Source organism: Demequina aurantiaca (assembly GCF_050598105.1).
Taxonomy (GTDB): Bacteria; Actinomycetota; Actinomycetes; order Actinomycetales; family Demequinaceae; genus Demequina; species Demequina aurantiaca_A.
Genome location: NZ_CP192436.1, coordinates 304979 through 328286 on the forward strand (window position 1 = coordinate 304979; position 23308 = coordinate 328286).

Genomic DNA, 23308 nt, shown 5'->3' on the forward strand with positions numbered 1-23308 from the left:
AGGACTCTTTCCGTATACCAATGTTGCAAAATCGTCATGTGGCCTGCAGGAACCCTCCGCGCGTGTCACGATGAGCACATGGCTAATGCAGAAGGTTATGACTACAAGACCCGCTCTAACGGCGAGGTCGCCATCTTCCACCACGGCAAGATGTCAAAGCTCATGCGCGGCGACGAGGCGAAGGCCTTCCTGAAGGCAGTCGACGACACCGACGCGCAGCAGGCGATGTCCGATGCCGTGGGCAACGACGGACAGAACTCGCGCCCGGGTAGCGGCCACAAGACGCCGGATGTCTCCAAGGGTGGCAACGGTTCGGCCCACGCGCCCACGGAGTTCCGCCGCAAGTCGGTGTAGCCCCCGCTCTTTCGCATCGATTCGATTGCGAGTGGTGCTGACGCTTCCGTGAACCGTCGCAACCCGGTAGGTTGCGACGAGTGAGTGCAACGACGGTCTCTACAGTTCCCGATGCGACGCCCCCTGCCGATCCGCGGGCCGCTACCTCCGACGCGTCCCGCGCGCAGGCACACCGCATCTCCGGCGCCGACGGGCTGCGCGCGCTGGCCGCCATCTGGGTGGTGTTGAGCCACGCCTACCAACGACTCAACGGCGCGAACATCCCCGAGTGGTTGCTCGACTTCAAGCTGGTGATGATGAAGGGCGCCTTTGGCGTCTCGATCTTCTTCGTCCTGTCCGGCATGCTGTTGAGCTTCCCCTTCTGGAACGCCTACCTGCGCGGCGAGCCGATGCCGCGGCTGGGTCACTACACCCGCCGCCGATTCGCGCGCATCGCCCCGGGGTTCTACGCGAGCCTGGCCGTCAGCTTCGTGGTGGGCCTCCACCTCGCGCCGGACACCCCCTACGCCATCTGGCGCCTGGTCTCGGGCTTCACCTTTACGTCGGGGCTGTCGTGGATCACCTTCTTCCCCGTGGAGGTGAACGGGCCGCTGTGGTCGATTGGGTTCGAGGTGATCAGCTACGTCCTGATGCCGCTCGCGATGATCGGCATGTTCTTCCTCGGCAGGCGCGGGTGGCGAGGAAGGCGCATCGGCGCGGGGTACTGGATCCTGATCCTCGGGGTCGTTATTGCGGTGAACCAGTGGTTGGTGACCCACCTCAGCACGGACGACGCGTTCAAGGGCTGGGAGAACGGAAACATCGGCGGCGCGGCCCTGTGGTGGCCCGACTACAACCCAGTGGCGCTGTTCGCACACTTCCTCATCGGCATCATGGTCGCCGCCGCAATCGTGATGTGGCGTCACCGCTTTGGCATGCTGCGGACCTGGTGGTGGGACCTGGTAGCGCTCGCGGGACTGGGCGGCGCGTTCTGGCTCGTGTGGATTAACCGCGAGCCTCCGGAGCCCGACCACACCACCAATTTCCAGGGTCAGCCCTACCTATGGCCCTGGTTTGCCGTCCTGATTGGGGTGGCCCTGCTTGGCCTCGCGCACTCCAAGTTCCTGCACCGACTGGTGGACAATCGCTTCGCGCGCTACACCGCGACGGTGAGCTTCGGCATCTACATCTGGCACTACCTGCTGCTTCACCTGGTGACCTACCTGACCGACGGGCAGTTCGTCTACGACGGCATCCTCAATCCAGCCAAGCACGCGTGGCTGGTGGTCGCCGTGCTGCTGATGTCCTACGCCGTCGCCAGCGCGAGCTGGTTCCTGCTCGAGAAGCCCATCCTGAAGTCAAAGTGGGCGACCAAGCCGCCCCGCCCGCGGGCGGAGCCCACCACAGCATCGGCCGATGCTAAGGATGGCGAGGCCTAGCGCCCCGGCTCTTCGGGGCCGACGGAGCGGCTACTCGACGGTGACGCCGTAGGCCTCGGAGACGGCCTCGGCGGGGGCGCCCTCGACCACGTACGCGGCGGGGACATCGCGTCGCAGCACGTCCAGCAGCACATCGGCGGGCACGTTGCACTGACGCTCGGTCTCGTTGCCCTCCTCGTCCGTGATGGTCTCGCAGTACTTCGCCACGGCGGGGTCGGACTCGAGGGGCGAGTACGCGATCGTGTACTGCAGGGTCGCGAGCCCGGACACGCCCTCCTCGGTGAGCTGGCGCGCGATGGCGGCGGGCTCACCCAGGATCACGGGGGACAGCATGTAAATCTTGTACTCGCCGGCAGGGAGTTCCTTGTACGAGTCGTTGAATGCCGCGGCCTCCGTCTGTGCCGCAGCGATCTCGGCCTCAGTCGCGGTCGCCCAGTCGATGTCGGCCCAGATGGCGTCGAGCTCGCCGGCGACGTCGCAGAGTTCCGCGCCCGTCATGCTGACCTGGCCCTCGGTAAAGGTGGTGTCGTTGGGCTCCGCGACGTAGTACTCGGGCACAAACTCGGCACCCCAGTCGGGGGAGACGACCACGTCGTCGCGCGTCACCACGATGGTGCCCTCGCCTGCCAGGAATGCGAGGGCCTCGTTTCCGGTGACGCGGAAGCCGGGGTTGACCTCGAGGGCCTCGACGTCGTCGTTGAGCATGACCGCACCGTCCACTCGCGCCTCGACGCCGTTGGCGATGCTCGCCTCGGGGGCGTAGGTGGCGCCGCACTGCGGCACCGTGTGAATGTCGGAAACCGAGTCGTTGACCGCGTTGACGTCAAACGTGAGCGAGATGGTCTGCGCCTCCGCGGTGGCGGAGGGGGATGCGGACGGCGTCACGATCGGCTGCGCGACCGTCTGCGTGGAGCGCCAGGCCTGAACTCCATACCAGCCGGCTGCGCCGGAGAGGCATGCCACCAGGACCGCTGCGACGATGATGAGCGGCTTGGGCATGGAGTCTCCTTGCTTGTCTTTCCGGGTGGTTGCAACGGGCCCCAGCTCACGTCGCGCTGAAGGCGACATTAACCCAGATTGAGGGGGGATTTTCGCGCCTCACTGGCGCGGGGGGACATCGCCCTCGTAATTGATGGTTAGAAGTCCAGAAGTGGGCTGAATTCGAGCAACCGACGCGTCGGATCCTTCCGATCCGCGCCCTCGGGTGTCATGGTCAAGTCCGCGTCGATGACCGCGGCGTCTATCCCCGAGTCCAGGGTGAAGCCGTCGCATAACGTCACTCCGGTGAACACTAGGTCCACCATGGTTGGGCCCGCGTAGCGGTCGTACTGCACCGTGTTGCCGCCGGTGATGGAGACGTCAGCAAACCCCACTATCTGCTGATTTCCGGGGTGCGACCGGAAGTAGTTGTAGTCCTCCGTCAGCCCGGCCACGAGCCAGGCCTTGGCGCCGGGCTCGATTCTCAGTTCGCCAGCGCCAGAGCCCACAGGCAGCAACGCCGCGTTCGTTGAGTTAAACGCTCCGGCGCCAAGGCCGAGCGTGCGCGGCATCTTCCCGCTCACCAGAACAGGGGCCTCGGGTGTGGTGTAGTCGAAGGTGACCCCGCACTCGAGGGGGCCCGACACGTCGAGGGGCTTCGAGTTATATGTCTCGAACTCGGGTATCTCGAAGGGGCCGGGAACGCTGAGGGCGACCGGGTCTCCGACGAGCGTGAGGTCGAGTGACGTGGTGAGTTGGTCTACCTCATAGGGAAGAGTGACTGTCCCAGCCGCCATGTCGACGATGGCAGCGCCGGTCGCGTCGCCCAGACACACTCGTGGTGACCACCCCGATGCCACAGCTTGCTTGCAGTCCCAGGAGCCGGGAAGGTACTCGGCGGAATCGCGGGAGAAGGCAGAATTGGCGACGTTGATGCCGCCTTGGTAGAGAAGTCTGAGTGCGGCCGCTTCCTCATTGGCCCACACCCGAGCCACCGGGACCACCTGGTATTCGCCGGGGGAGAGCACCGTGTATTCCCCCCAATATTGGGCCTGCTCATCCGAAACCGGCTCGCTGACCTCCGGGCAGAATGAGCCGAGCGGCATCAGTCCTGATCCGCCATAGGACCCGTCGAAATTGTTGTAGGTCCAATAGCGCAGCGCGGTGTCGTCCGGACGGAAGTGGCCCGCCACCTTGCCGTCCTTGATCAGGACTAGTGTCACGGGCGTCTGTGCGACCGGCACCGATTCGGTTCCGTCGTAGGTGATCACGGTATTGACAAAGTCGGCCGCGCCCGAACTCGCGACGTCTGCCGGAATGGTGAGCGGAGACGGCTCGGCGATTGACACGGCGAAGTGGTCGACGGTGTCGGTCGGCTCCGGGGCCGGGGCGCCGCACTCGAGGAGCGACTCGACGCCGTCGTACGCGGGTCCGCCCTCGATCGGGATGGTCGCCGTCGCCAGCGGCACCGTCAGGTCCTCGCTCGGGACGGGAGAGGGTGACGCCGTGAATGATGGCGCGGGATCCCCGCCGTTCGCGCCCGTGAGGCCGATTCCCCCTGCGCCGATGGCCACGCACGCGACCACTGCGACTCCTGCGAGCACCCCGCCGGATCGACGATGCCGGGACCTGACGCTCGCGACCACCTCGTCAGGAGCCTGGGCAGAGTCTGCCTCGAACGACTCTTGCGCGCGGCGCATCAGGTCGTCGAGGCCGCGCGCGATGTTGTCGCTCACCGTCGGCCACCCGCTCCTGAGATCTCGACCGTCACTACGTCGCCGCCGCTCGCGAAATGGTCGCGGGTGGGTGCCGTGTCGCCCGTGGCCGCCGCCAGCGCGACGCCAGCCCGGTGCAAAGCATCGATCGCGGAGTTCAACGTGGACCCTAACCGGTCGGCGACCTCCGCCGTAGTCGCGCCATCGATCCACCAGGCGAGCGCGGCGACCCGCTCGGTGGGGGTGAGGTCAGCCAGCGCCGAGGCGAGGGGCGTCAGCAGTTCGGCAGGCCGTTCGACCAAAGGCCGAGGGTCGGTGTCGTCGGTCGCCCACGCGCGCGTTGTCGCGTCGTCGCCTTCCTCCGGTGGGGCATACGCGTCGTTGCCGGGGGAGGTGTGAGCGGCGGAAGCGCCAGTGGGAAGCGCGGCGAAGGGCTCCGCGTGGCCAGTTGCCGCCTCGGCGCGCTGGCTGTCGAGGTAGGCGCGGGAGATCCGTTCGTGGATCGCAAGCTCGCGCTCCAGTTCGCTGCGCGGCGCCCGGAGCGATCCCATGACCGAGACGATGGCGGCATCGGTAAGGCGACGGGCCTTGTCGGGGTCGGGAGTGAGCATCGCTGCGTAACTCAATAGCGCAGGATAGCGCTCACGCGTCGCTGCGCTAAGTCCCCTCACCCATCGTCTTGGCACCGTGCTCCATTGCTATCGGTTGTCTAGTTTCGCCCTCGAGTTGCCGTGCGGAAGATGATGACTCCGGCCGCCGCGACGGCGGCCACCACGAGCAGGGTCGCGATGGCGGGCCTCGTTGCCGACGAGTTGCGTAGATCCACCGGCCGCTTGAAGCGCAGGACGCCCCAGCCGTTCTCCGCGCACGCGCGACGCATCGCTCGATCGGGGTTAACCGCGAAGCCGTGTCCCACCGCGTTGAGCATCGGCGCATCCGTGATGGAGTCCGAGTATCCGAACGAGCGCTCTAGGTCGTAGCCGCGCTTCTCCGCCATGGCGTGCATGGCGTCGGCCTTCGCCTGGCCGTACGCATAGAACGTGATCTCGCCGGTGTAGAGCCCCTTCTTGGATTCCATCTTGCTGGAGATCGACCCGTCCGCCCCCAGCAGCTTCGCGATCGGCTTCACGAGCTCTGAACTCGAGGCGCTCACGATGATGACGTCGCGGCCGTTCTCGTGGTGACGCCGGATGAGGTCCAGGGCCTCGTCGTAGACCACCGGGTCGATGTGATCGTGGATGGTCTCCTTGACGATCTGGCGGACCTTCTTGACTTCCCATCCCTTAATAAGGACGCTGAGGGAGTCGCGCAGGCGGGTGGTCTGGCGCTCATCCGCGCCGCCCACCAGGAACACAAACTGCGAGTACGCCGTGCGGATCGCGTCGGTGCGTGTCACTAGGCCGCCCTCGTAGAACGAACGCGAGAAGGCCATGGAAGAGCTGGTCGCGATGATCGTCTTATCGAGGTCGAAAAAGGCCGCGCTGGGCCGCGGTGCCGCTGGATCGGAGCTAGTTGCCATGCGTCAAGAGTAACCAGACTGACTGACTAAAGGCGAGAGGTGGGCGCCGCACGGATTCCCACAAACCGGGCCCCACGCTGCACCATCCACAGTTTTTCGCGCGGCGCGTAGTCAGGGGCCGAATTTCAGCATGCTTGCAGGATGAATAGTCCACCAAAGCCGGACGGCGGCGCGTCGCCAGCGGGGTCCATAGCTCCGCCACCGGACCCGCTGGGGCCGCTCGCCGTAGCGCTACGTCAGCCGGGGGTGACGGACGTCGTGGTGAACGGCCCCGACGACGTCTGGTGCGACCGGGGCCTCGGCCTCGAGCGCGTGAGGATCCGCTTTACGGATGCGGCGGCGGTGCGCGACCTTGCCGTGCGGTTGGCCTCGGCGGGTGGGCGCCGGCTCGACGACGCGAGCCCGCTTGTCGATGCGCGGCTGAGCGATGGCACCCGGTTGCACGCCGCGCTGCCGCCCATCGCGGACGAGTGTGCGCTGATCTCCCTGCGCACGGTGCGGCGTACGCCATTCACCATCGCGGACCTGGTCACCTCGGGCATGGTACCGCCCGCGCTAGAGCCGATTCTCGCCGGGCTGGTGAGCGAGCGCGCCTCGGTGCTGATCTCCGGGGCCACCGGGGCGGGCAAGACCACGCTCCTAGCCACGCTGCTGTCCATGGTCGACCACTCCGAGCGGATAGTCGTCATCGAAGAGGGCGGCGAGGTGATGCCGTCGCACCCGCACGTGGTGCGGCTCGTCGAGCGCCGGGCGAATGTCGACGGCGCTGGAGAGGTGGGTCTCGCGCGACTGGTCCGGGAGTCGCTGCGGATGCGCCCGGACCGCATCGTGCTTGGTGAATGTCGCGGGGCAGAGGTGAGGGACGTCCTCACCGCGCTCAATACGGGCCACAGGGGCGGGATGTCGACCATCCACGCGAACTCGGCGCTCGACGTGCCCGCGCGGCTGACGGCGCTCGGGTCACTCGCCGGCATGGGGCCGGAGTCGGTGGCGCTACACGCGAGTGCCGCGTTCGACGCCGTAATTCACGTGGAACGAGGTGTTGGCGGCAGGCGCGTGGCGCAGGTCGGGGTGCTCGACGCCGCCGACGGACTGGTGGTGAGAGCTGCAGTGACGGCCGGCCTGGACGGTCGGCTGGAGCGCGGACCAGCGTGGCAAATCCTCGCGGCGTTGGCCGGGATAGCGCGGGTGGCCGATGCTGCGGCGTGAGCCCAAAGGTGCGCCGCCCTCCGTGCGCGACCCGGGTGCTGCAGCGCTCGGTCATGCCGACCCGCCCATTGTGCTGGCGGCGGTGGTGGGCCTGCTGCGGTCGGGGATGAGCACCAGTGCGGCATGGAGGTCGGTTGGGGTGTTGTCGGTCGCGGAGGATGGCACCCCAGACGTGCCGTGGAACGCGCAGGTGACGCTTGCGGTAGGCGCTGCGTGCCGACTATCTCACCGCACCGGCGCGCCGCTCGCAACGGTGCTCGATGCGGTCAGCGACCACGTCGAGGCCACTCTCGAGGCCGACTCCCGGCGCGAGGCGGCCGCCGCGGGTCCGCGCCTGAGTGCGAGGGTGCTGACCTTCCTCCCGTTGGTGGGGCTCGGACTGGGTGCCGTGGTCGATGCCGGGGTGGTGCGGGTGGTGGCAACCACCCCCATCGGGTGGTTCCTCCTGGCCGCGGCGGGGGGCCTGACGCTGCTCGGGCGGGCATGGATGCGACGCATGATGCGCACTGCCGAGGAAGCGTCCCGAGAGCCGTGAAGGTACGCAGAGGGCGTGCAGGGGACGCGACGGCCCGGGGCCCTGGCGAGCCGGTCCCGGTGTCGACTGCGCTGACCTTGGTCGCGGCAGCGGTGGCGGCCGGGCTCGACGTGTTGGGGGCCCTGTCTGCCGTTGGCGCGGCGGTCGGAGGAACTAGCGGCAGCGAGCTCAAGGCTGTGGCCAGACGTATCGGGGACGGCGGCTCGTGGGCGGAGGCCTGGGCGGCGGCGGACGCGCGTTGGGCCCCACTTGAAGGGGCGCTGCGTCCGTGCTGGGTTGCCGGAGCCGCGCCGGGTGCGTCACTCGCCGCGACCTCGCGCGCGCTGGCCGGCAGGGCGCGGCGCGAGGGAGACAAGGCGATGGCCGAGCTGGGCGTAGCGCTGGCGTTGCCGCTGACGCTGTGCCTGCTGCCCGCCTTCGCGTTGGTGGGGATCGTTCCCATGGTCATTGCCGTCGCGATGGGCGCGGGAGTCTCGCTGGGCTCCTGAGGGTTCGCCGCGGCTGATGTGCACAGGTCGAGCCGTTGCGCGATGAGTCCGCGTGGTCTGCCCCTCAGCCGCCGCTCTCGCAACTGCCGCGCGACGCTTGAATTCCACTAACCGAAGGAGCAAATCATGGATATCAAGGCTGAGTCTGAAGCGCGCGAGCTCCACCATCGCGAACTCGACGATCAAGGAATGGCGACCGCCGAGTACGCGCTGGTGACGGTTGCCGCGGCGGGGTTTGCCGGGTTGCTGATCGTGTTGCTGAAGTCGTCGGAGGTGCGTGAGTTGTTGATGGGCATCATTCAGGGCGCGCTTGGCGGCTGACCATGGTCTCGAGGAGGGCGTGCCCTGGTGCGTCGGAGCGCGGCAGCGTGAGTGTGGAGCTCGCGCTGGCGCTGCCCTCCGTCGTTCTGGTGCTGGGTTTTGTGCTGGCGGGCGCGGCCTGGGTGCGAATGGATATCGCAGCCACCCAGGCCGCGTCGACTGCCGCCCGAGTCGCGCTCACCGACGGGGACGCGGCTGCCACGTCCGCCGCCCAGCGCATGTCTACCGGCTCGGTAGAGGTCACCAGAGAGGGAGACTGGATTGTCGCGCGGGTGACGGTGCCCGGCGCGGGGCCAGTGCCCGATGTCGAGGCCATGGCCCGCGTTCCGTTGCAGCCATGAGTTGGCGCGACGACCGAGGTGCCGGGTCGCTGCTCGCCATCGGCTTGCTAGCCGTGGTGGGTATGGTCGCAATGATGGCTGCGGCGCTGGGCGGCGTCGCGGTGGTGCAGGTGCGGGCCCAGGGCGTAGCCGATCTCGCGGCGCTTACCGGTGCTCACGAGTCGCGCGCCACTGCCGTGTTGGCTAGTCGCGCGACGGGGTCGGCCTGCGATTCCGCTGGGGCCGTCGCGCAAGCCAACGGGGCGCGAGTTGAGAGCTGCCTGGTGAGCATCGATACATCGGTTCAGGTCGAGGTGCGCATCGCGACGGCCTGGGGTCAGGCGCGTGCATCGGCGCGGGCGGGGCCGGGCTAGGCGAAGCGGATGGCCCCAGAAACGCGAGAACCCGGTGGTGACTCGGGCTGAGGGATCCGAGTCGCCACCGGGCGTGTACGACTTGTCCGAAGCGCGGCTGAGGGGTGCGCTCCCCGGTCAAGAAGTGCAAAGTGACTCGCGTCCCTCTGCTACGAACCTCGCGGCCCGTGACTAAAACGTAACCTAGGAATGGGTGAAGTGGTGGCCAAATCGGGCTTCGCTGTGATGAATCACACAAGCCCAACGGGGCTGTTTCGGTCGCTTTTGGAGTTCGCCCTCCTAGGTGAACGCTCACCCCACCGAAACGCTGCCTAGTGACGTCCATACCTGGAAGTCAACCGAGTCATGTGGCATAGGTGCCGGGGCGATCGCCGCGCCAACGTCCGGCTCATCGAACGGCGAGTCGCCGTCGAGCCCGAGATCCAGGCCGTCACCGCTCGAGTCGAACACGTCGGGCTCCGCCTCGAAATAGATCTCCGGGTTGCCTACCGACAGGTACTGCATCGAGACCACCGTGTAGGTGCCGGGAGCCACCGGCGCTTGGCGGTTGCCGTCCCAGCAACCGTTGACGTCTCGCCAAAGGAAGGTCGAGCTCACGCTCGCGCCGGGGGCGAGAGCCGGGGTGCGGTATTCGCCGGGACTTACGACGGTGCCTAGATCGCGCGCCTGTGCGGGGCTGGAGTCAGCTGCATCGGCGGCCATCGGCAAGTCGTTGTAGATGCTGATGCCGTCGTCTTGGGAGGGGCTGACCCCCCACGCCTCTGCCACTACGACGCCATTCTTCACCAGGTAGAGCTGGCTGTTCAGGGTGGGGGCAAAGTTAGCAAGGGTGGAGCCGGAGACGTTGCGGGCCGTCAGCGCGAACTCCGGATTGCCGTCCACGACCCACCCGTAGCTCACTCCTATCCGTGAGGGCACGTCACCGCTGACGGCGAGCAGGTCCATCGTCGCCGATCGCGCCGGGAAGCGCCCATCTCCCTGCCCCTGGACTGGGCAGCCGAAGTAGCTGTTGGCCCACGTCTGGTCGTCGTAGGGCACCGTGCTGTCGTTGCTGACCACCCACCGCTGGGTTCCCGCCGCCATGTCCCACTGGTCGTCCGTAAGACCCTCCTGAAACATCTGGCGCGCGGCGTTGGGGGTCAGCGATCCGTCGGGAAGCGGCTCCGTAGGCGGCAGATCCGTCGGGGGGTCGACCGGCTCCGTGATGGGCGGTTCCGGCTGGGCCAGGTAGTCGCCGAACGGGTTGTCGACGGGTTCGCCCGACACCGCGAAACCGATGGGGTCGGCAGTCAGACGGAACCCGGCGACGATGCTGAGTTCTCCCTCGGGAGCGACGGTCGCCGCAGGGGCATCATCGAGCGGGGCTGCGCCCTCGGGGTCGACCGGAACCGTCTCCGTCGGGTCGGAGAGCTCTGCCGGCGCGGAGGACTGCTCCGAGTCCGGCTGTGCGACATCGAACTCCGACGGCTGGGAGGAGCCAAAGAACTCCTGCGAGGCGACCAGTTCGTACTCGCCCGCCGGAAGTGGTGCCCCGTCCCAGCAGTTGACTAGGGGGACGTCGATCGCGAAGGTGTGGGTCTCGCCGGCGACCAGCGCGACCGACGTGAGGTCCGCACGGGGATTCAGGATCTGCTCGTCCGCGGGCCCAAACTCGAACACAGATTCCTGCGGCACCGACGCGACGACTATCCCGTCCCACAGCACCAGCGCGCCGGGTCCAGTCGTGACCATCTCCAACGGCCCCTCGCCAGCGAGGTCGGGGGTCGGGGCATCCTCACTCACCGTGGCATCCACCGTCAGCGGCAGCGACGAGCCCGGATCGGCCTCGCCCGGCGCGGAGGCCGTCAGTTTCAGAGCGGAGCTGTCCTGCTCGGGAGGGGTGCCGAGCGGTGCGCCGCAGATTCCCCACGCGAGCTGTGAGCCCGCGGCCAAATCATCGGCGCCGGCGGCGCTGTCGGGAAGGCCCGGTGCGGCCTCGGCTGCGGCGGACAACGACCCGTCGTCGGTATCGCTCGAGTCCGACGACGCGAGCCCGTTGGGCCCAATCACGCCGAGCGCGAGCACGCCGATGGCGGTGGCGCCCACAACCCCAGTAGCGGCGCCGCGCAGGCCGCGGTGCATCGAGACTCGTCGCGCGGCCGAGTCGGTGGAGACCGTGACCCCGTCCAGCGGCGCGCGGTCGGCGGCGCCGCGCAGGGCATCGGATAGCTTGACCATGATCAGTTTCCTTCGAAAGGGTGGGGGGCCGAGGCATCGGCGCCGGGGGTGCGGCCGTCGGCACGCGAAGTGGTGCGCGAGGGGGCTGGAGACGGAGCATCGCCCACGTCATCGAACGAGCCGAGCGCCAGCTCCAGCTGGCCCAGCCCATCGGACAGGTACCGCTTGACCGTCCCGCTCGCGATGCCCAGCGTGGCGGCTATGGCGGGGACCGTGAGATCGTCGAAGTAGCGCAGCACCACGCAGGCCCTCACCCTGGGGGGCAGGGTGGCGAGGGCGTCGGCGACGTCGGACCCGGCCTCGACCTGACCCAACGCATCGGGGGCCGTGGGCGCCGGGCTGAACAGGTGCTGCACCCGCTGCCAACGCTGGCTGCGGCGATAGTTGTCGACGTAGACGGAGGTAATGGCACGGCGAACGTAGCCCTCCGCCTTGACGGCTGTGAGCCCAGGGCGCGGCTTGGAAAACGTGCGCACCAGGGCGTCCTGGACCAGGTCCTGGGCCTGAACGGGATTACCGCAGACCAGGTACGCGTAGCCGAGCAGCGCGCGCTCGCGGTTGCGCACCAGCTCGTTCATGGTGTCTCGCCAATCAGCCATGGTCCCTCCCTCCGGTCCTTGCGTTGTTTGTCATGCAGATACGACGCGTGCCAGGCGTAAAACGTTGGGTCACCCGGCGCGCGGGGTCGTTAAGTCGTTAGACTCCCGGCATACCCATCATGGGTGAGACAAGGGCGTCTCACACAGGCAACTCGTCAAGGAGGACGGATGTCTACATCTGTTGGAGCGACCGTGGAGGTGGGGTCGTCGTCGGTCACCATCGTCGCGGTGATCGCGCTTATCGGGCTAGTTTCTCTCGCATTCTCTTACGTTTTGCGCCGCCAAGTGCTGGCAGCCAAGGGTGGCACCCCCAAGATGAACGAGATCGCCGACGCGATCCAGGAGGGGGCATCCGCATATCTCCGGCGGCAAATGCGCACGCTGGTTCTCTTCGCCGCGATCGTCTTCGCCCTGCTCTTCCTCCTACCCGGGGACGGCGGCGTGCGCATCGGCCGCTCGATGTTCTTCCTGCTGGGGGCGGGATTCTCCGCGGCCATCGGGTACATGGGCATGTGGCTCGCGGTGCGCGCGAACGTGCGCGTCGCCTCCGCCGCGACCTTCCCCAACGGGCGCAAGGAGGGTGCGCGCATCGCGTTCCGCACCGGCGGCGCGGTCGGCATGTCCGTGGTGGGCCTAGGACTGGTGGGCGCGGCGAGCGTCGTGCTGATCTATCGCGGCGACGCCGCGGCGGTGCTCGAGGGCTTCGGATTTGGCGCGGCCCTGCTCGCGATGTTCATGCGAGTCGGAGGCGGAATCTTCACCAAGGCGGCCGATGTCGGGGCCGACCTGGTGGGCAAGGTTGAGCAACACATCCCCGAGGACGACCCCCGCAATGCGGCCACCATCGCGGACAACGTGGGCGACAACGTGGGCGACTGCGCGGGCATGGCCGCCGACCTCTTCGAGAGCTACGCCGTCATGCTCGTCGCCGCCCTCATCCTGGGCAAGGCCGCCTTCGGCGAGCAGGGCCTGGTGTTCCCGCTGATCGTGACGGCAATCGGCGCCTTCACGGCGGCGCTGGGCGTCTTCGTCACAAAGATCCGTAACGAGGAGAGCGGCCTCAAGGCCATCTACCGGGGCTTCTACATCTCCGCCGTGGTGGGCGCCGTGCTCGCCGCGATCGCCGCCTTCACCTACCTGCCAGCGTCGTTCTCCGAGTTCACCGGATCGTCGCTGGGCGACTTGCCCGGCGACCCGCGGATCATGGCCACGGTCGCGGTCTTCGTGGGCATCGGCCTCGCGGGACTCATCCTGTGGCTGACCGGCTACTTCACCGACGTCGCACAGAAGCCCACCAAGCGCGTCGCGGAGACGTCGCTCACGGGCGCCGCCACCGTGGTGCTGTCGGGCATCGGGCTCGGCCTGGAGTCCGCCGTCTACACCGCGACGGTGATCGCCGGATCGGTTGTCATCCTGTTCTTCGTGGCCGGCGCATCGGTGCCGCTGGCGCTGTTCCTCGTGGCCCTCGCGGGCTGTGGGCTGCTCACCACGGTGGGCGTCATCGTGGCCATGGACACCTTTGGCCCCGTGAGCGACAACGCCCAGGGCATCGCGGAGATGTCCGGCGAGGTTGACGAGGAGGCGGCGCAGATCCTGACCGACCTCGACGCGGTGGGCAACACCACCAAGGCCATCACCAAGGGCATCGCCATCGCGACGGCGGTGCTGGCCGCGACCGCGCTGTTCGGTTCCTACTCGGAGACCGTGGCGACGGCGCTCGTCGAGGCAGGCGCCGCTGCGGCGGACTTCAGCTACGACATCATCCACCCGCTCACGCTGGTGGGAGTGATCATCGGCGGCGCGACCGTGTTCCTGTTCTCGGGGCTCGCGATCGACGCCGTCACCCGCGCGGCGAGCGCGATCGTGTTCGAGGTGCGCCGCCAGTTCCGCGAGATGCCCGGCATCATGGACGGCACGCAGCGTCCCGAGTACGGCCGCGTGGTGGACATCTGCACGCGCGACTCGCTGCGCGAACTCGCCACCCCTGGCCTGCTCGCCGCGACGGCCCCGGTATTCGTGGGCTTCTCGCTCGGCATCGGCGCGCTCGCGGGCTTCCTCGCCGGGGCCATCGGCACGGGAGTGCTCATGGCGGTCTTCCTGTCCAACTCCGGAGGCGCGTGGGACAACGCGAAGAAGATCGTCGAGGACGGCCATCACGGCGGCAAGAACTCCCCGGCGCACGAGGCGACGGTGATCGGCGACACCATCGGCGACCCGTTCAAGGACACCGCCGGCCCCGCGATCAACCCGCTGATCAAGGTCATGAACCTGGTCGCGTTGCTGATCGCCCCCGCGGTGGTCGTAACGTCGTACGGCGCGGAGGCCAACCCGTGGCTGCGCGGGGTGGTTGCCGCCGTCGCGGCGGCCATCGCCATCACCGCCGTCGCCCGGGCGTCGCGTCGCTCGCACGCCGCGGGGGCCGAGGGTGAGGCCGATGCCGCGGCCCGCTCCGAGGGGCACAACCCTTCCCCCGGCGGCTCAGCTGCCGGCGATGAGGACGAGCCCTTCGACCAGCAGGCCGATGCGGGGACGACTGAGGGGGCGTCCGCGGCACAGCGCGACCGTGTCTAACGGCGCGTTTAAGTTCCGGAAACACACCTCTGGCATCATGCGTAAATGAGAACCTCGCGCGCGTCACTGGTGGGCGGCGTCGTCGGCGCCCTGGTCGTTGTCGAGTTCACGTCCGGGGTACTGCAGGGGTACTACACGCCCCTGTTCACGGATGTGGCTCGCCACCTGGGAATCAACGACGCGGACATCAACTGGCTCGAGGCCGCGCAGCTGCTGCTGAGCGCGATCGTGGTGCCGTTCATGGCGCGCCTGGGTGACATGTTTGGCCACCGCAAGATCCTGATCTTCTCGCTGATCGTGACGCTGATCGCGAGCATCGGCGTGGCGTTCGCGCCCAGCTTCCCGATCTTCATCGCGGCGTGGGCGCTGCAGGGCTTCTACGTGGTGTGGCTGCCCATGAACATCTCGATCATCTTCCTGCGCTCGCGTGGGCGCCCCAACAGCGCGGCGCTGACCCGCAAGGGCGCCGGACTGATCGTGGTCGCGCTCCAGGCGGGCGCGATCTTCGGCGCGCTCGCGGGCGGTCAGCTTGGCTCCATCTTCGCGGACAAGCTGTGGCTCACGCTGAGCGTCCCGGCCGCGCTGGTCGCGGTCGCCCTGGTCGTGGTCGTGTTCAAGGTCCCCGACCCGGGCGTGCGTTCTGGGGGAACGGTCGACTCGCGCGGCACGGTGCTGCTCACCCTCGCGCTCCTGGCCATCATGGGTGGACTGTCGCTGGTCCGCCTCAGCGGCATCACCCCGTGGGTCTTCGGCATGGTTCTGGTGGGCATCGTCCTGCTGTGGGTCTTCGTGCGTTTCGAGCAGCGCTCCGGCGACCCGCTGATCGACATCTCCATGTTCAAGCGGCCCGAGCTGTGGCCCGTGTTCCTGACCTCCGCGCTGTTCGGGGTCAGCGTGCTCGGCGCGCAGGGGCCGCTGTCCACGTTCGCCCGCACGGACCCCGACGAGGTGGGTTACGGCCTGGGCGCCACCTCCGCCACCGCCTCCTACCTGATCGGCGGCTACGTCATGGCGTTGCTGGTGGGCGCCGGGTTGTTCGCCCGTATATCGCGGTCGCTCACTCCCCGCAAGGTGCTGATCGGCGCATCGTCCCTGGTAGCGATCGGGTACTTCGCTCTCATCCCGTTCCACGCGAACTTCCAACAGGTCCTCATCGGCATGATCATCGCCGGGCTCGGCTCGGGAGCGCTGGTGGCCGCCCTGCCAGCCGCGGCCGCAGCCGCCGCCCCCGAGCATCAGACCGGTGTCGCCACCGGCCTGACCAACACCACCAAGGTGATCGGCGGCGCGTTCGCGTCGTCGGCCTTCGCCCTCGCGCTCGCGAGCGGTGTGGTCGTCACCAGCACCGGTGGAGAATCTACGGCCGCCGCACTGTCCGGCTACATCGCGGTGTGGGCGATCTGCGGCGGCACCGCAGTGGTTGCGACGATCGTCCTGTTCGCGGTCCCCAAGGTCGCGTTCACCACGCCGCCCATGGCGGACCTCTCGGGACTGCCGGAAGCCGATGCGGGGGATCCGTCCTCCCGACCCGCACCAGTGAAGGGAAACACAGATGCTTAGGAAGCGGCGCGAGCCCGACTTGGAGACGGAGGCCTCCGCTACGGAGGTGGCCACGGCGATCGACGACTTCACCGACAACGCCGTAGCGGCGCTCGCGGCGGACCACCTGAGCCGGCTGGTGCGAATCGCAACGGTCTCGCCCGAGGGTCGCGGCGACCTGACGGAGGCTGAGCGGGAGGTATTCGGTCAGTTGAGCAAGGCGCTGGAGGAGCTCTACCCGCGCACGTTCGCCACTGCGGAACGCGACACCGTGGGCCGGGCGGGAATCCTGCTGAGGCTGGCTGGAGCCAGCGCCGAGCGTCCCGTGGTGATGATGGCGCACCAGGACGTGGTGCCGGTGCCCCAGGACTGGGCCGCGGAAGGATGGGAGCACCCGCCCTTTGACGGGGTCATCTCCAAAGGCCGAGTCCACGGGCGCGGCACGCTCGACGACAAGGGCGCGTTGGTGTGCCTGCTGGACGCGGTCGAGTCGCTGCTCGCCGAGGGGTGGACCCCCGCTCGCGACCTGTACCTGCTGTTCGGCGCGGACGAGGAGTCCCACGGCGACAGTGCGATTGCGGCGACCGCCCTGCTCGAGTCCCGCGGCGTCGAGCCGTGGCTGGTGCTCGACGAGGGCGGCGCGGTGGCCACCGGCGCCTTCCCCGGCCTGGCCAAGGAGATGGCCGTCATCGGCGCCGCAGAGAAGGGCCTGGTGACGGTGGTGCTGACCGTTCAGGGCGGTGGTGGGCACGCGTCAACGCCCCCGCGTCGCTCGGCTCCCGGCATCCTCGCCCAGGCGCTAGTCGCCATCGAGAAGCACCCGTTCCCGGCGCACCTGCACGACATCAGCGTGGAGATGTTCGAGGGGGTCGCGCCGCACCTGCGCGGTCCGCTCAAGACCATCCTGAGCCGCGCGGAGTCCATGCGGGGCGCGCTTGCGCGCATGCTGCCCCGGCTCGGGGCGGAGATGTCCGCGATGGTGCGCACCACGGCCGCCATCACTCAGCTCAGCGGCAGCGCCGCGCGCAACGTGCTGGCCACGAGCGCCTCGGCCACCATCAACATGCGCATCGCCGTGGGTACGACTACTGAGGAGGCGATTGCCCACCTGCGCAAGACCATCGGAGACAAGCGGGTGACCATGACGGTGGTGGAGGCGGACGAGCCGTCGCGGGTGTCTCCGACAGGGGACGACGAACGGTTCGCCGCGATCGCCGCGGCAGTCGCGGCGTCCTACCCGGACGCGGTGACGGTGCCCTACGTGATGATGGCGGCGAGCGACGGTCGCCACCTGGCACGCATCAGCCCCGCGGTGTATCGGTTCTCGCCGCTGCGAATGGACAAGGCTCAGCGCGAGGCGGTTCACGGCCCCAACGAGAACGTGGAGGTCTCCGCGCTGGGTACGGGAGTTGAGTTCTATCGCGAGCTACTGACCGGTGCGGCTCTAGGACCTGCCGCATCCTAGAAACCGACCTTTCTACGTGCCGCTAGCGGTTAAGAAAGGCGTAGCGATTGCCTGCGCACCAGGCGACTTCGGATTGGAGCCAGGGAAACTCCCGTTCTACTTTTGATCTGGCTGCTTGAGCAAGGAACTGAGCCCGTTCGAGCGGGCTTTGGAAGGGTGCGGGGGCTCAACTACGTAGAGCTCGTTGACAAATCCGATGACCGACTTGGCTTCGGCGACGTGTTCTGCAGCCCGCGGGCCGGCTATCGCAGCACGCTGACCGTCACTACCATTGACGACAGCCGCGAGTACCGCTCGATCGCAGTCAGGCAATTCGCTCACGATGAATGGGAATTCGTAGCCGGATAAGTCTGCAACGGTAGTCACAATGTTGTCGTAGCTCCGTGACAATTCTAGTTCGTCATTCATGGCTCATGCCTTGCAGCGAGTTGGCGCCCGACGTGACCATGACGAACGGCGCATAGGCCTGGGTCGCTGCCGCGGCCTCCGCCGATGTGGAGGCGGCGACACATTCGTCTTCCGGGCCGGGACGCATGACCGGAGACGGCTCGTGAAATTTCTGCGGCTTCACGCGGTTTGGTACCGCTAACGCCAGAAGCGAAGTAAGCACTGTTCGCATTACTCACATGCGTCTAGCCTCGTGTTGGGGTGGATTCGCTGTCGCCGCCTCAGGTTCGGAGTTGTCGTCTACTTTCACGCTGCTCCGCCTCCTATGAGATGTTGAGCACGCTCGTAGCTAATGACTCGTGGCCTACCGAGTGGGCTACCGTCCCACCATGCTGCGCAGATACGACATTGGTACACGTCCAGCTGTTGATAAGGCTTGCCGGGATAGTAATCAAGGACTCGCTCCTCGTCGCCGCCTACAAAGAAAGTGTCAACACAGTTCCGACAAGGCTCCTTGAGCTCGCTTGCCTCAGCCATGCTACAAAGTTCCTTCCCGCGCAGTTAGGCGCGGCCGGCATCGATGTCCGCTCGAATGCGCCCCATGAACTGTGAGTCAAGCGCCAGCTTTCCACTGTCAGTTATTACCATTAAGCCAAATTCAGGTCCGATACGTCGCACCAGATCTGCGCCTGTAGCAGTGACCCCATACGGTGCGATGTCTTGAGTCTGCATGGCTGCCTCTTTCGACCCGTAGGCGACGATGAGGCGTTCACCGTTTTCCTCTGAGAGCACCGGTTGAAAACTGCCGTCACCGGTGACCATGTCGCCACCGCTGGGAAGAATCAGCATCGCACCAAGAAAGGCGGTGACCAGTGCGTAGCGCCCCGCCTGATCGTCTCGCGGGTTTGCTATCAGGTGGTCAAGAATCTGATTCATCTCTGAAGCCTTCATGCGGAACCTCCAATTTCTCGCAGTTCCTGAGAAGCTTGCTCGTTGCTGCGCCAATGAGGGCGGTCTGACAGAACGTGATAGGACCACCACGAATTGCAAGCCGCGCAACGGAACACCTTGTCGCCAGTCTCGGCATTTTCAAACACGAGTTGGACATAGTCTCGCGTGGAAGACCAGTGCCCCCATTCGTAGAGACATAGCTCGCATCCCTTAGCTGCCAACGGCGTCACGAGAACATGCCCAAGAATTCAGTCGACCCGTCGGCAGTCATACCAAAGAGAATAGACCCCGATCGCGCTGCCTAGCGGGCCCACCACCATTGCGAAACCATCGGTGACAGCGGCGAAGGCCCCATGCCGCCCTCAACCCAGTCACCGTTCTTGATGCCGGAGGAGATCATGTCGCAGTCCTCAGGCAAGAACGTGTCCTGAAGGGAGTTCACTGCCGTCGCAGCGCTACCTTGACTTGCCGGCATCGAGACGGCGGCCGATGCCGGTTACGTGGTCTTCCACGTCGCGTTCAACGTGCGAGACACCTACTTGAATGGGTGGGGTCGGCCCAGCGTGATCCGGGGCGTCGCCGGGGAGGCTATGAATGCAGTGACCGGGACGGCTGTAGCTTCAGAACTATCTGTTGAGGAATGCGTACCGGTTTCCTGCACGCCGGAGAACTTCAGCGTTCAGTCCGGGAAATGCGATACTCAGTTCGTCTGTCGCATTGTGTGCCAGAAATCTAGCGCGTTCTAGAGAATCAGCGAACGGCACCGCAGGCTCTGCAATATCGAGCCGTTGAAAGACATGTGCGAAAGTGTTCACCTCATCGGCGTATTTTGCTGCGTCTGTGCCCGCGATCGCAGCTAGTTGCGCATCATTGCCGTTGACGACCATGGCGAGTATTGCGCGGTCGACGCCGGGTAGGTCTTCTACTGAGAACGGAAAGTTGTAGTTTGAAAGGTCTAAGGCCATAGTTGCTTTACCGTCCCCGTAATCGCGTCAACAGCAGAGATTGATGTAATGAGAGGATTTGATTGTAACCTTGGAAATTCAATGGACTCCCAAATGCTGTTAGGTCGTACCGAATTACCTAATACGACAGTCACGTCCCCCCGCGCCCCCGCAGCATAGTGTGCTGACGCATCGTCCCAAGCCTTTACCGTATCAGCGACGTCCGCGTCGTAGTCTGGAATAGTGATCCCACGCTCGTTGAGCGTGTTCTCGAGCGTTGTCCGGTGGGAGCCACTTGCAAACTCACTTGCAATGCCGCCAGAACCAAGAATCTCACCGCTCGAGACCTCAGAACGTCCGGACCAAAACGTAGCCTCGCCTTGTCTAGTCTCGAAGTCTTCGGCCTTGAAGTTTGCGGGGCCATCGTGTGTCTTGGGTGTGTCCGCGGTGCTGTGGTAGTTGCTCATGTCGACCACGTCGCCGTGGTGAAGTGGCGTTGGCACGCTTGAACTAGAGTCCACGGCGAACCCGAGCGCAAGACTTTCAGTGCCATCGACTGCGATATGTGGTGGAGTCGCTGATTCGACGGTGTAGGAGGTCGGCACCGTGCTGTGTACCTCGGGCTTGATCCCCGGAGCGACATCGTCAACCTTGCGGGTTGTTGAGCAGACGGCGTCCGACGCCCCGGTGAGTACGTCGTCGAAGGCGCTTTTGAGGGAGCGGAAGAGTCGGGCGGCGTCGTCCAGTAGCGGCATGAGCTCGCCGATTGCTTTGAGAAGTTTCGTGACGAACTTGCCGACCTTGGCGGTCAGGGACGCGACTCTGGCGGTGACCTGTGCGATCGCGGCGGGCGCTCCGAAGCCCAGAGTAATGGCCGCAGTGGCTGCCGCGGAGATCGCGGTGCCGATCGCTTGGGACAGCGCGTCGCGGGTGATGTCGTGGACTGCTTGCACGATGGTGGAAGCAATCCGCATGCCCGTACCGATGGCCGACGACAGTCGCCCCGCCGCTGCAGCGTGAGCCGCACACTCGGTTTGGAACTTGCGGTAGGTCTCGACCATGAGCCCGTGCTGGCTGTCGAGGTCTCCCAGCACCCTGGTGAGTTCGTCGGACGCGGACTGCATCTGCGCGGCAATATTCTCCCGCGTGCCGGCGAAGCCCCCATGCCGCCCTCAACCTAGTCACCGTTCTTGATGCCCGAGGAAATCATTTAGCAGTCCTCAGGCAAGAACGTGTCCTGAAGGGAGTTCACTGCCGTCGCAGCGCTACCTTGACTTGCCGGCATCGAGACGGCGGCCGATGCCGGTTACGTGGTCTTCCACGTCACGTTCAACGTGCGACACCTCCTAGGAGGTGGGGGTCTCCACAGTGTGACCTGAGAAGTAGACGGGCAACCCCGAATCCACGGACCGGGACGGCTGCACCCGTAGAACTATCGATTAAGGAATGCGTATCGGTTCCCCGCGCGCCACAAGACGTCTGGGTCCAAGCCCGGAAATGCGTGATCAACCTCGACTATCGCGGCACCCACTAGGAATCGGAGTCTCTCAAGGACACTCGAGAAACCCACTTCAGGCTCGGCAATAGCGAGTGTGCTGATGAATTTGGACACCTTGTTGGCTTCGGCTACGAACTCATTGGCGCGTGGGCCGGCAATCTCAGCGAGTTGCTCATCGTCACCGTCAACCACAACAGCAAGAATGGCACGGTCTCGATCGGGCAGGCTGTAGACAGAGAATGCGAACTTGAAGGCTGATAGATCTACGGCCATAGTCTTGTCACTGCTCCTGTCATTGCGTTCACCGACGATATTGATGTCACGTTTGGGTTCGACTGTAGTAGAGGGAACTCGGTGACCTCCCAAATGCTCTTGGTGCGCACCACGTCGCCGATAACAACTGTGACATTCCCTTGCGCCCCAGCAGCGAAATTATGAGACGCCGCTTCCCAGGCTTTCAGTGCGCCGGAGTCATTAATGTCGAACGGGGGCGTCGTGATCCCTCTCTCGAGGAGAGTGTTTTCCAAAGTCGTCCGATGAGAACCAGCCGCGAACTCGCTAGCGACACCGCCGGAGCCCAACTCCTCGCGATTCGGCAGAACTGAACGACCCGACCAGAACGTAGCCTCGCCTGGCCCTGTTTCGAAATCTTCGGGTTTGAAATGAGCGGAGCCCGGGGGGATAGCTGGCGGCTCGGTGATGCCATGTTATTCGCCCATGTCGACCACGTCGCCAAAAATGTAATACAGACCGCAAGGACGGCAACGACCAATTTCGAGGTTTTTCGATCACTCACCATGGGTTGTGGGGGCGGGAGTAGGCGGCCAGACGATGTCGGCGGAGATGACCCATGTGCCCGATTCGGCGCGGTGGATGCCTACGACGTTCCATTCGAGCAGGCGCCGCAGGATGAGCATGCCGCGCTCGGGTTGGTCAGGCGGTGCCGTATACAGCGCGGGCACGCCAGCAGGTACAGCGAAATGGACAACGGCGTCGATGCCTTCCGGTTCGATAGGACCGATGCGGGTTGCGAGGTAGGCGTTCTCAACGAGCCGCTCGCCTACCAAGGCTTCCGGCTCCCCCAACCAGGCGCCAAGCGAAGTGCCTCGAGAAACCACGAGTCTTTCAGGAACAGGCTTGTGCTCTAAGGCTTGGTCCATCGCGTGAATCTGCTCGAGCATTGCATCGGACACAGGAAATTGTCCGCGCAAAACTGCGTCGAGAGCTGCCCCTGACACCCGTCCACCACCCAGAGCCTCTAACGCGAGATTCGCGACCGATGGCAAATCGGAGCGCACAAAACCGGCGACAGCCCACAAGTCCTTAAGCGTCGAGGCATACGCGTTTTCCCACATCGGAGTGCCGACCGAGCCAGCCGCCTCCTCGGGAAGCCTTTGCACGGTGGAGGGGGCGTGGCCGGCGACGGCGAGCGCCTCGAACATCCGTGTCCACGCCGCGCCTACCTCTCCTACGGTCGGGGCTGGTGAGGGTTCGGTGATGTCGACGTTGTGATCGGTGATCCACCCAGCTGCGGCATCCGCATCGGAGAACCACAGCCAGCCGATGCGGGAGTCGCCACTCACGACATCGACCGCGGTGATGGGACCACCGGTGTAGACGGCAAACCTGACGGACGTTCCTGCGCGGCGGAACTCCAGCGGAGCAAGGACCTGCGATGGCAAATTTTCGTTCATCGGTTGCGGGGGCCTTCCTCTTGAGGGTTCTCGGTAGTCGAGCCAAGAGGCCACGGTATCGAGTTGGCGATGGTGCTAATGATTTTGTCACGCGAGATCTCCGCGTCGGGGTTCTCACGGATGAGTGCGTCAAGCGACTCTAGCGCGGCGCCCGCGACAGACATCACCTCACGTGCGACGATCGAGAATTCGGCATCTTGCCGCCGGTTCAT

The 23308-nt window shown here is 66.0% G+C and carries 26 protein-coding genes; 11 read left to right on the forward strand and 15 right to left on the reverse strand.

The window, feature by feature from the left end:
• Nucleotides 1-78: 78 nt before the first annotated feature.
• Together ACQU6B_RS01385 and ACQU6B_RS01390 are read left to right on the forward strand one after the other, a co-directional pair.
• Nucleotides 79-354, forward strand: a complete 276-nt coding sequence (locus tag ACQU6B_RS01385; RefSeq protein ID WP_430868256.1) for a hypothetical protein — start codon at nt 79-81, stop codon at nt 352-354.
• Between the two features lie 80 nt (nt 355-434).
• Nucleotides 435-1772: an acyltransferase family protein gene (locus tag ACQU6B_RS01390; RefSeq protein ID WP_430868257.1), complete on the forward strand. Its 1338-nt coding sequence runs from the start codon at nt 435-437 to the stop codon at nt 1770-1772.
• Nucleotides 1773-1802: 30 nt separating this feature from the next.
• Here the strand turns inward: ACQU6B_RS01390 and ACQU6B_RS01395 are convergent, their stop codons facing one another.
• The 4 genes from ACQU6B_RS01395 to ACQU6B_RS01410 all read right to left on the reverse strand — a co-directional run bounded on the left by ACQU6B_RS01395 (nt 1803) and on the right by ACQU6B_RS01410 (nt 5984).
• Nucleotides 1803-2771 carry a hypothetical protein gene (locus ACQU6B_RS01395; RefSeq protein WP_430868258.1) on the reverse strand — a complete coding sequence of 323 codons (969 nt, stop codon included), beginning with the start codon at nt 2769-2771 and terminating at the stop codon, nt 1803-1805.
• A 137-nt stretch (nt 2772-2908) separates the two neighbouring features.
• Entirely contained in the window at nt 2909-4486 is a 1578-nt protein-coding gene (locus ACQU6B_RS01400; protein WP_430868259.1) for a hypothetical protein, read from the reverse strand.
• Complete coding sequence (locus tag ACQU6B_RS01405) at nt 4483-5091, reverse strand: hypothetical protein (RefSeq protein ID WP_430868260.1); 609 nt, start codon at nt 5089-5091, stop codon at nt 4483-4485. Before ACQU6B_RS01405 ends, ACQU6B_RS01400 begins: the two co-directional genes overlap by 4 nt.
• Nucleotides 5092-5174: 83 nt before the next feature.
• Nucleotides 5175-5984: an HAD family hydrolase gene (locus ACQU6B_RS01410; protein ID WP_430868261.1), complete on the reverse strand. Its 810-nt coding sequence runs from the start codon at nt 5982-5984 to the stop codon at nt 5175-5177.
• Between the two features lie 141 nt (nt 5985-6125).
• On the opposite strand from ACQU6B_RS01410, the gene ACQU6B_RS01415 reads away from it, so the two are divergent.
• The 6 genes from ACQU6B_RS01415 (at nt 6126) to ACQU6B_RS01440 (ending at nt 9231) form a co-directional block, all read left to right on the forward strand.
• Nucleotides 6126-7193, forward strand: coding sequence for a TadA family conjugal transfer-associated ATPase (locus ACQU6B_RS01415; RefSeq protein WP_430868262.1), 1068 nt, complete (start codon nt 6126-6128; stop codon nt 7191-7193).
• Between the two features lie 22 nt (nt 7194-7215).
• On the forward strand, nt 7216-7728 hold the full coding sequence (locus tag ACQU6B_RS01420; protein ID WP_430868263.1) for a type II secretion system F family protein: 513 nt from the start codon (nt 7216-7218) through the stop codon (nt 7726-7728).
• Nucleotides 7725-8216: a type II secretion system F family protein gene (locus tag ACQU6B_RS01425; protein ID WP_430868264.1), complete on the forward strand. Its 492-nt coding sequence runs from the start codon at nt 7725-7727 to the stop codon at nt 8214-8216. Before ACQU6B_RS01420 ends, ACQU6B_RS01425 begins: the two co-directional genes overlap by 4 nt.
• 126 nt (nt 8217-8342) lie before the next feature.
• Complete coding sequence (locus tag ACQU6B_RS01430; protein WP_430868265.1) at nt 8343-8537, forward strand: DUF4244 domain-containing protein; 195 nt, start codon at nt 8343-8345, stop codon at nt 8535-8537.
• A gap of 47 nt (nt 8538-8584) precedes the next feature.
• The gene (locus ACQU6B_RS01435) at nt 8585-8878 is read left to right on the forward strand and encodes a TadE family type IV pilus minor pilin (RefSeq protein WP_430868266.1); all 294 of its coding nucleotides are present in this window, start codon (nt 8585-8587) and stop codon (nt 8876-8878) included.
• Entirely contained in the window at nt 8875-9231 is a 357-nt protein-coding gene (locus ACQU6B_RS01440; protein WP_430868267.1) for an Rv3654c family TadE-like protein, read from the forward strand. The genes ACQU6B_RS01435 and ACQU6B_RS01440 overlap by 4 nt, the downstream gene beginning before the upstream one ends.
• 291 nt (nt 9232-9522) lie before the next feature.
• On the opposite strand, the gene ACQU6B_RS01445 is transcribed toward ACQU6B_RS01440, so the two are convergent.
• Entirely contained in the window at nt 9523-11448 is a 1926-nt protein-coding gene (locus ACQU6B_RS01445; protein ID WP_430868268.1) for a hypothetical protein, read from the reverse strand.
• 2 nt (nt 11449-11450) lie between these two features.
• Nucleotides 11451-12047 (reverse strand): SigE family RNA polymerase sigma factor, encoded by a 597-nt coding sequence (locus ACQU6B_RS01450; protein WP_430868269.1) that lies wholly within the window; start codon nt 12045-12047, stop codon nt 11451-11453.
• A 168-nt stretch (nt 12048-12215) separates the two neighbouring features.
• Here ACQU6B_RS01450 and ACQU6B_RS01455 point away from each other — a divergent pair, with 168 nt between their 5' ends.
• The 3 genes from ACQU6B_RS01455 to ACQU6B_RS01465 are packed head-to-tail and all read left to right on the forward strand — an operon-like array spanning nt 12216 to nt 17622.
• Complete coding sequence (locus ACQU6B_RS01455; protein ID WP_430868270.1) at nt 12216-14618, forward strand: sodium-translocating pyrophosphatase; 2403 nt, start codon at nt 12216-12218, stop codon at nt 14616-14618.
• 45 nt (nt 14619-14663) lie between these two features.
• Nucleotides 14664-16178, forward strand: a complete 1515-nt coding sequence (locus ACQU6B_RS01460) for an MFS transporter (protein WP_430868271.1) — start codon at nt 14664-14666, stop codon at nt 16176-16178.
• On the forward strand, nt 16171-17622 hold the full coding sequence (locus tag ACQU6B_RS01465) for a M20/M25/M40 family metallo-hydrolase (RefSeq protein WP_430868272.1): 1452 nt from the start codon (nt 16171-16173) through the stop codon (nt 17620-17622). Before ACQU6B_RS01460 ends, ACQU6B_RS01465 begins: the two co-directional genes overlap by 8 nt.
• A 96-nt stretch (nt 17623-17718) precedes the next feature.
• Here ACQU6B_RS01465 and ACQU6B_RS01470 read toward each other — a convergent pair whose 3' ends face one another.
• The 9 genes from ACQU6B_RS01470 to ACQU6B_RS01510 all read right to left on the reverse strand — a co-directional run bounded on the left by ACQU6B_RS01470 (nt 17719) and on the right by ACQU6B_RS01510 (nt 23308).
• The gene (locus ACQU6B_RS01470; protein WP_430868273.1) at nt 17719-18030 is read right to left on the reverse strand and encodes a hypothetical protein; all 312 of its coding nucleotides are present in this window, start codon (nt 18028-18030) and stop codon (nt 17719-17721) included.
• A complete protein-coding gene (locus ACQU6B_RS01475; protein WP_430868274.1) occupies nt 18023-18241 on the reverse strand; it encodes a hypothetical protein in 219 nt (72 codons plus the stop codon). The genes ACQU6B_RS01470 and ACQU6B_RS01475 overlap by 8 nt, the downstream gene beginning before the upstream one ends.
• Before the next feature lie 329 nt (nt 18242-18570).
• Nucleotides 18571-18960 carry a hypothetical protein gene (locus ACQU6B_RS01480; protein ID WP_430868275.1) on the reverse strand — a complete coding sequence of 130 codons (390 nt, stop codon included), beginning with the start codon at nt 18958-18960 and terminating at the stop codon, nt 18571-18573.
• 301 nt (nt 18961-19261) lie between these two features.
• On the reverse strand, nt 19262-19402 hold the full coding sequence (locus ACQU6B_RS01485) for a hypothetical protein (RefSeq protein ID WP_430868276.1): 141 nt from the start codon (nt 19400-19402) through the stop codon (nt 19262-19264).
• A gap of 184 nt (nt 19403-19586) precedes the next feature.
• On the reverse strand, nt 19587-19925 hold the full coding sequence (locus ACQU6B_RS01490) for a hypothetical protein (RefSeq protein ID WP_430868277.1): 339 nt from the start codon (nt 19923-19925) through the stop codon (nt 19587-19589).
• Nucleotides 19916-20965: a hypothetical protein gene (locus ACQU6B_RS01495; RefSeq protein ID WP_430868278.1), complete on the reverse strand. Its 1050-nt coding sequence runs from the start codon at nt 20963-20965 to the stop codon at nt 19916-19918. The genes ACQU6B_RS01490 and ACQU6B_RS01495 overlap by 10 nt, the downstream gene beginning before the upstream one ends.
• 371 nt (nt 20966-21336) lie before the next feature.
• Complete coding sequence (locus tag ACQU6B_RS01500) at nt 21337-21675, reverse strand: hypothetical protein (RefSeq protein ID WP_430868279.1); 339 nt, start codon at nt 21673-21675, stop codon at nt 21337-21339.
• A 515-nt stretch (nt 21676-22190) separates the two neighbouring features.
• The gene (locus tag ACQU6B_RS01505; RefSeq protein ID WP_430868280.1) at nt 22191-23096 is read right to left on the reverse strand and encodes a hypothetical protein; all 906 of its coding nucleotides are present in this window, start codon (nt 23094-23096) and stop codon (nt 22191-22193) included.
• Nucleotides 23093-23308: a hypothetical protein gene (locus tag ACQU6B_RS01510; RefSeq protein ID WP_430868281.1), complete on the reverse strand. Its 216-nt coding sequence runs from the start codon at nt 23306-23308 to the stop codon at nt 23093-23095. The genes ACQU6B_RS01505 and ACQU6B_RS01510 overlap by 4 nt, the downstream gene beginning before the upstream one ends.

Excerpts from the sequence above, each read along its gene's own strand:
- ACQU6B_RS01385 (WP_430868256.1), top strand. The coding sequence starts at position 79 with ATGGCTAATGCAGAAGGTTATGACTACAAGACCCGCTCTAACGGCGAG.
- ACQU6B_RS01395 (WP_430868258.1), bottom strand. The coding sequence starts at position 2,771 with ATGCCCAAGCCGCTCATCATCGTCGCAGCGGTCCTGGTGGCATGCCTC.
- ACQU6B_RS01410 (WP_430868261.1), bottom strand. The coding sequence starts at position 5,984 with ATGGCAACTAGCTCCGATCCAGCGGCACCGCGGCCCAGCGCGGCCTTT.
- ACQU6B_RS01415 (WP_430868262.1), top strand. The coding sequence starts at position 6,126 with ATGAATAGTCCACCAAAGCCGGACGGCGGCGCGTCGCCAGCGGGGTCC.
- ACQU6B_RS01430 (WP_430868265.1), top strand. The coding sequence starts at position 8,343 with ATGGATATCAAGGCTGAGTCTGAAGCGCGCGAGCTCCACCATCGCGAA.
- ACQU6B_RS01440 (WP_430868267.1), top strand. The coding sequence starts at position 8,875 with ATGAGTTGGCGCGACGACCGAGGTGCCGGGTCGCTGCTCGCCATCGGC.
- ACQU6B_RS01445 (WP_430868268.1), bottom strand. The coding sequence starts at position 11,448 with ATGGTCAAGCTATCCGATGCCCTGCGCGGCGCCGCCGACCGCGCGCCG.
- ACQU6B_RS01450 (WP_430868269.1), bottom strand. The coding sequence starts at position 12,047 with ATGGCTGATTGGCGAGACACCATGAACGAGCTGGTGCGCAACCGCGAG.
- ACQU6B_RS01455 (WP_430868270.1), top strand. The coding sequence starts at position 12,216 with ATGTCTACATCTGTTGGAGCGACCGTGGAGGTGGGGTCGTCGTCGGTC.
- ACQU6B_RS01460 (WP_430868271.1), top strand. The coding sequence starts at position 14,664 with ATGAGAACCTCGCGCGCGTCACTGGTGGGCGGCGTCGTCGGCGCCCTG.
- ACQU6B_RS01465 (WP_430868272.1), top strand. The coding sequence starts at position 16,171 with ATGCTTAGGAAGCGGCGCGAGCCCGACTTGGAGACGGAGGCCTCCGCT.
- ACQU6B_RS01470 (WP_430868273.1), bottom strand. The coding sequence starts at position 18,030 with ATGAATGACGAACTAGAATTGTCACGGAGCTACGACAACATTGTGACT.
- ACQU6B_RS01475 (WP_430868274.1), bottom strand. The coding sequence starts at position 18,241 with ATGCGAACAGTGCTTACTTCGCTTCTGGCGTTAGCGGTACCAAACCGC.
- ACQU6B_RS01480 (WP_430868275.1), bottom strand. The coding sequence starts at position 18,960 with ATGAAGGCTTCAGAGATGAATCAGATTCTTGACCACCTGATAGCAAAC.
- ACQU6B_RS01490 (WP_430868277.1), bottom strand. The coding sequence starts at position 19,925 with ATGGCCTTAGACCTTTCAAACTACAACTTTCCGTTCTCAGTAGAAGAC.
- ACQU6B_RS01495 (WP_430868278.1), bottom strand. The coding sequence starts at position 20,965 with ATGGTCGAGACCTACCGCAAGTTCCAAACCGAGTGTGCGGCTCACGCT.
- ACQU6B_RS01500 (WP_430868279.1), bottom strand. The coding sequence starts at position 21,675 with ATGGCCGTAGATCTATCAGCCTTCAAGTTCGCATTCTCTGTCTACAGC.
- ACQU6B_RS01505 (WP_430868280.1), bottom strand. The coding sequence starts at position 23,096 with ATGAACGAAAATTTGCCATCGCAGGTCCTTGCTCCGCTGGAGTTCCGC.
- ACQU6B_RS01510 (WP_430868281.1), bottom strand. The coding sequence starts at position 23,308 with ATGAACCGGCGGCAAGATGCCGAATTCTCGATCGTCGCACGTGAGGTG.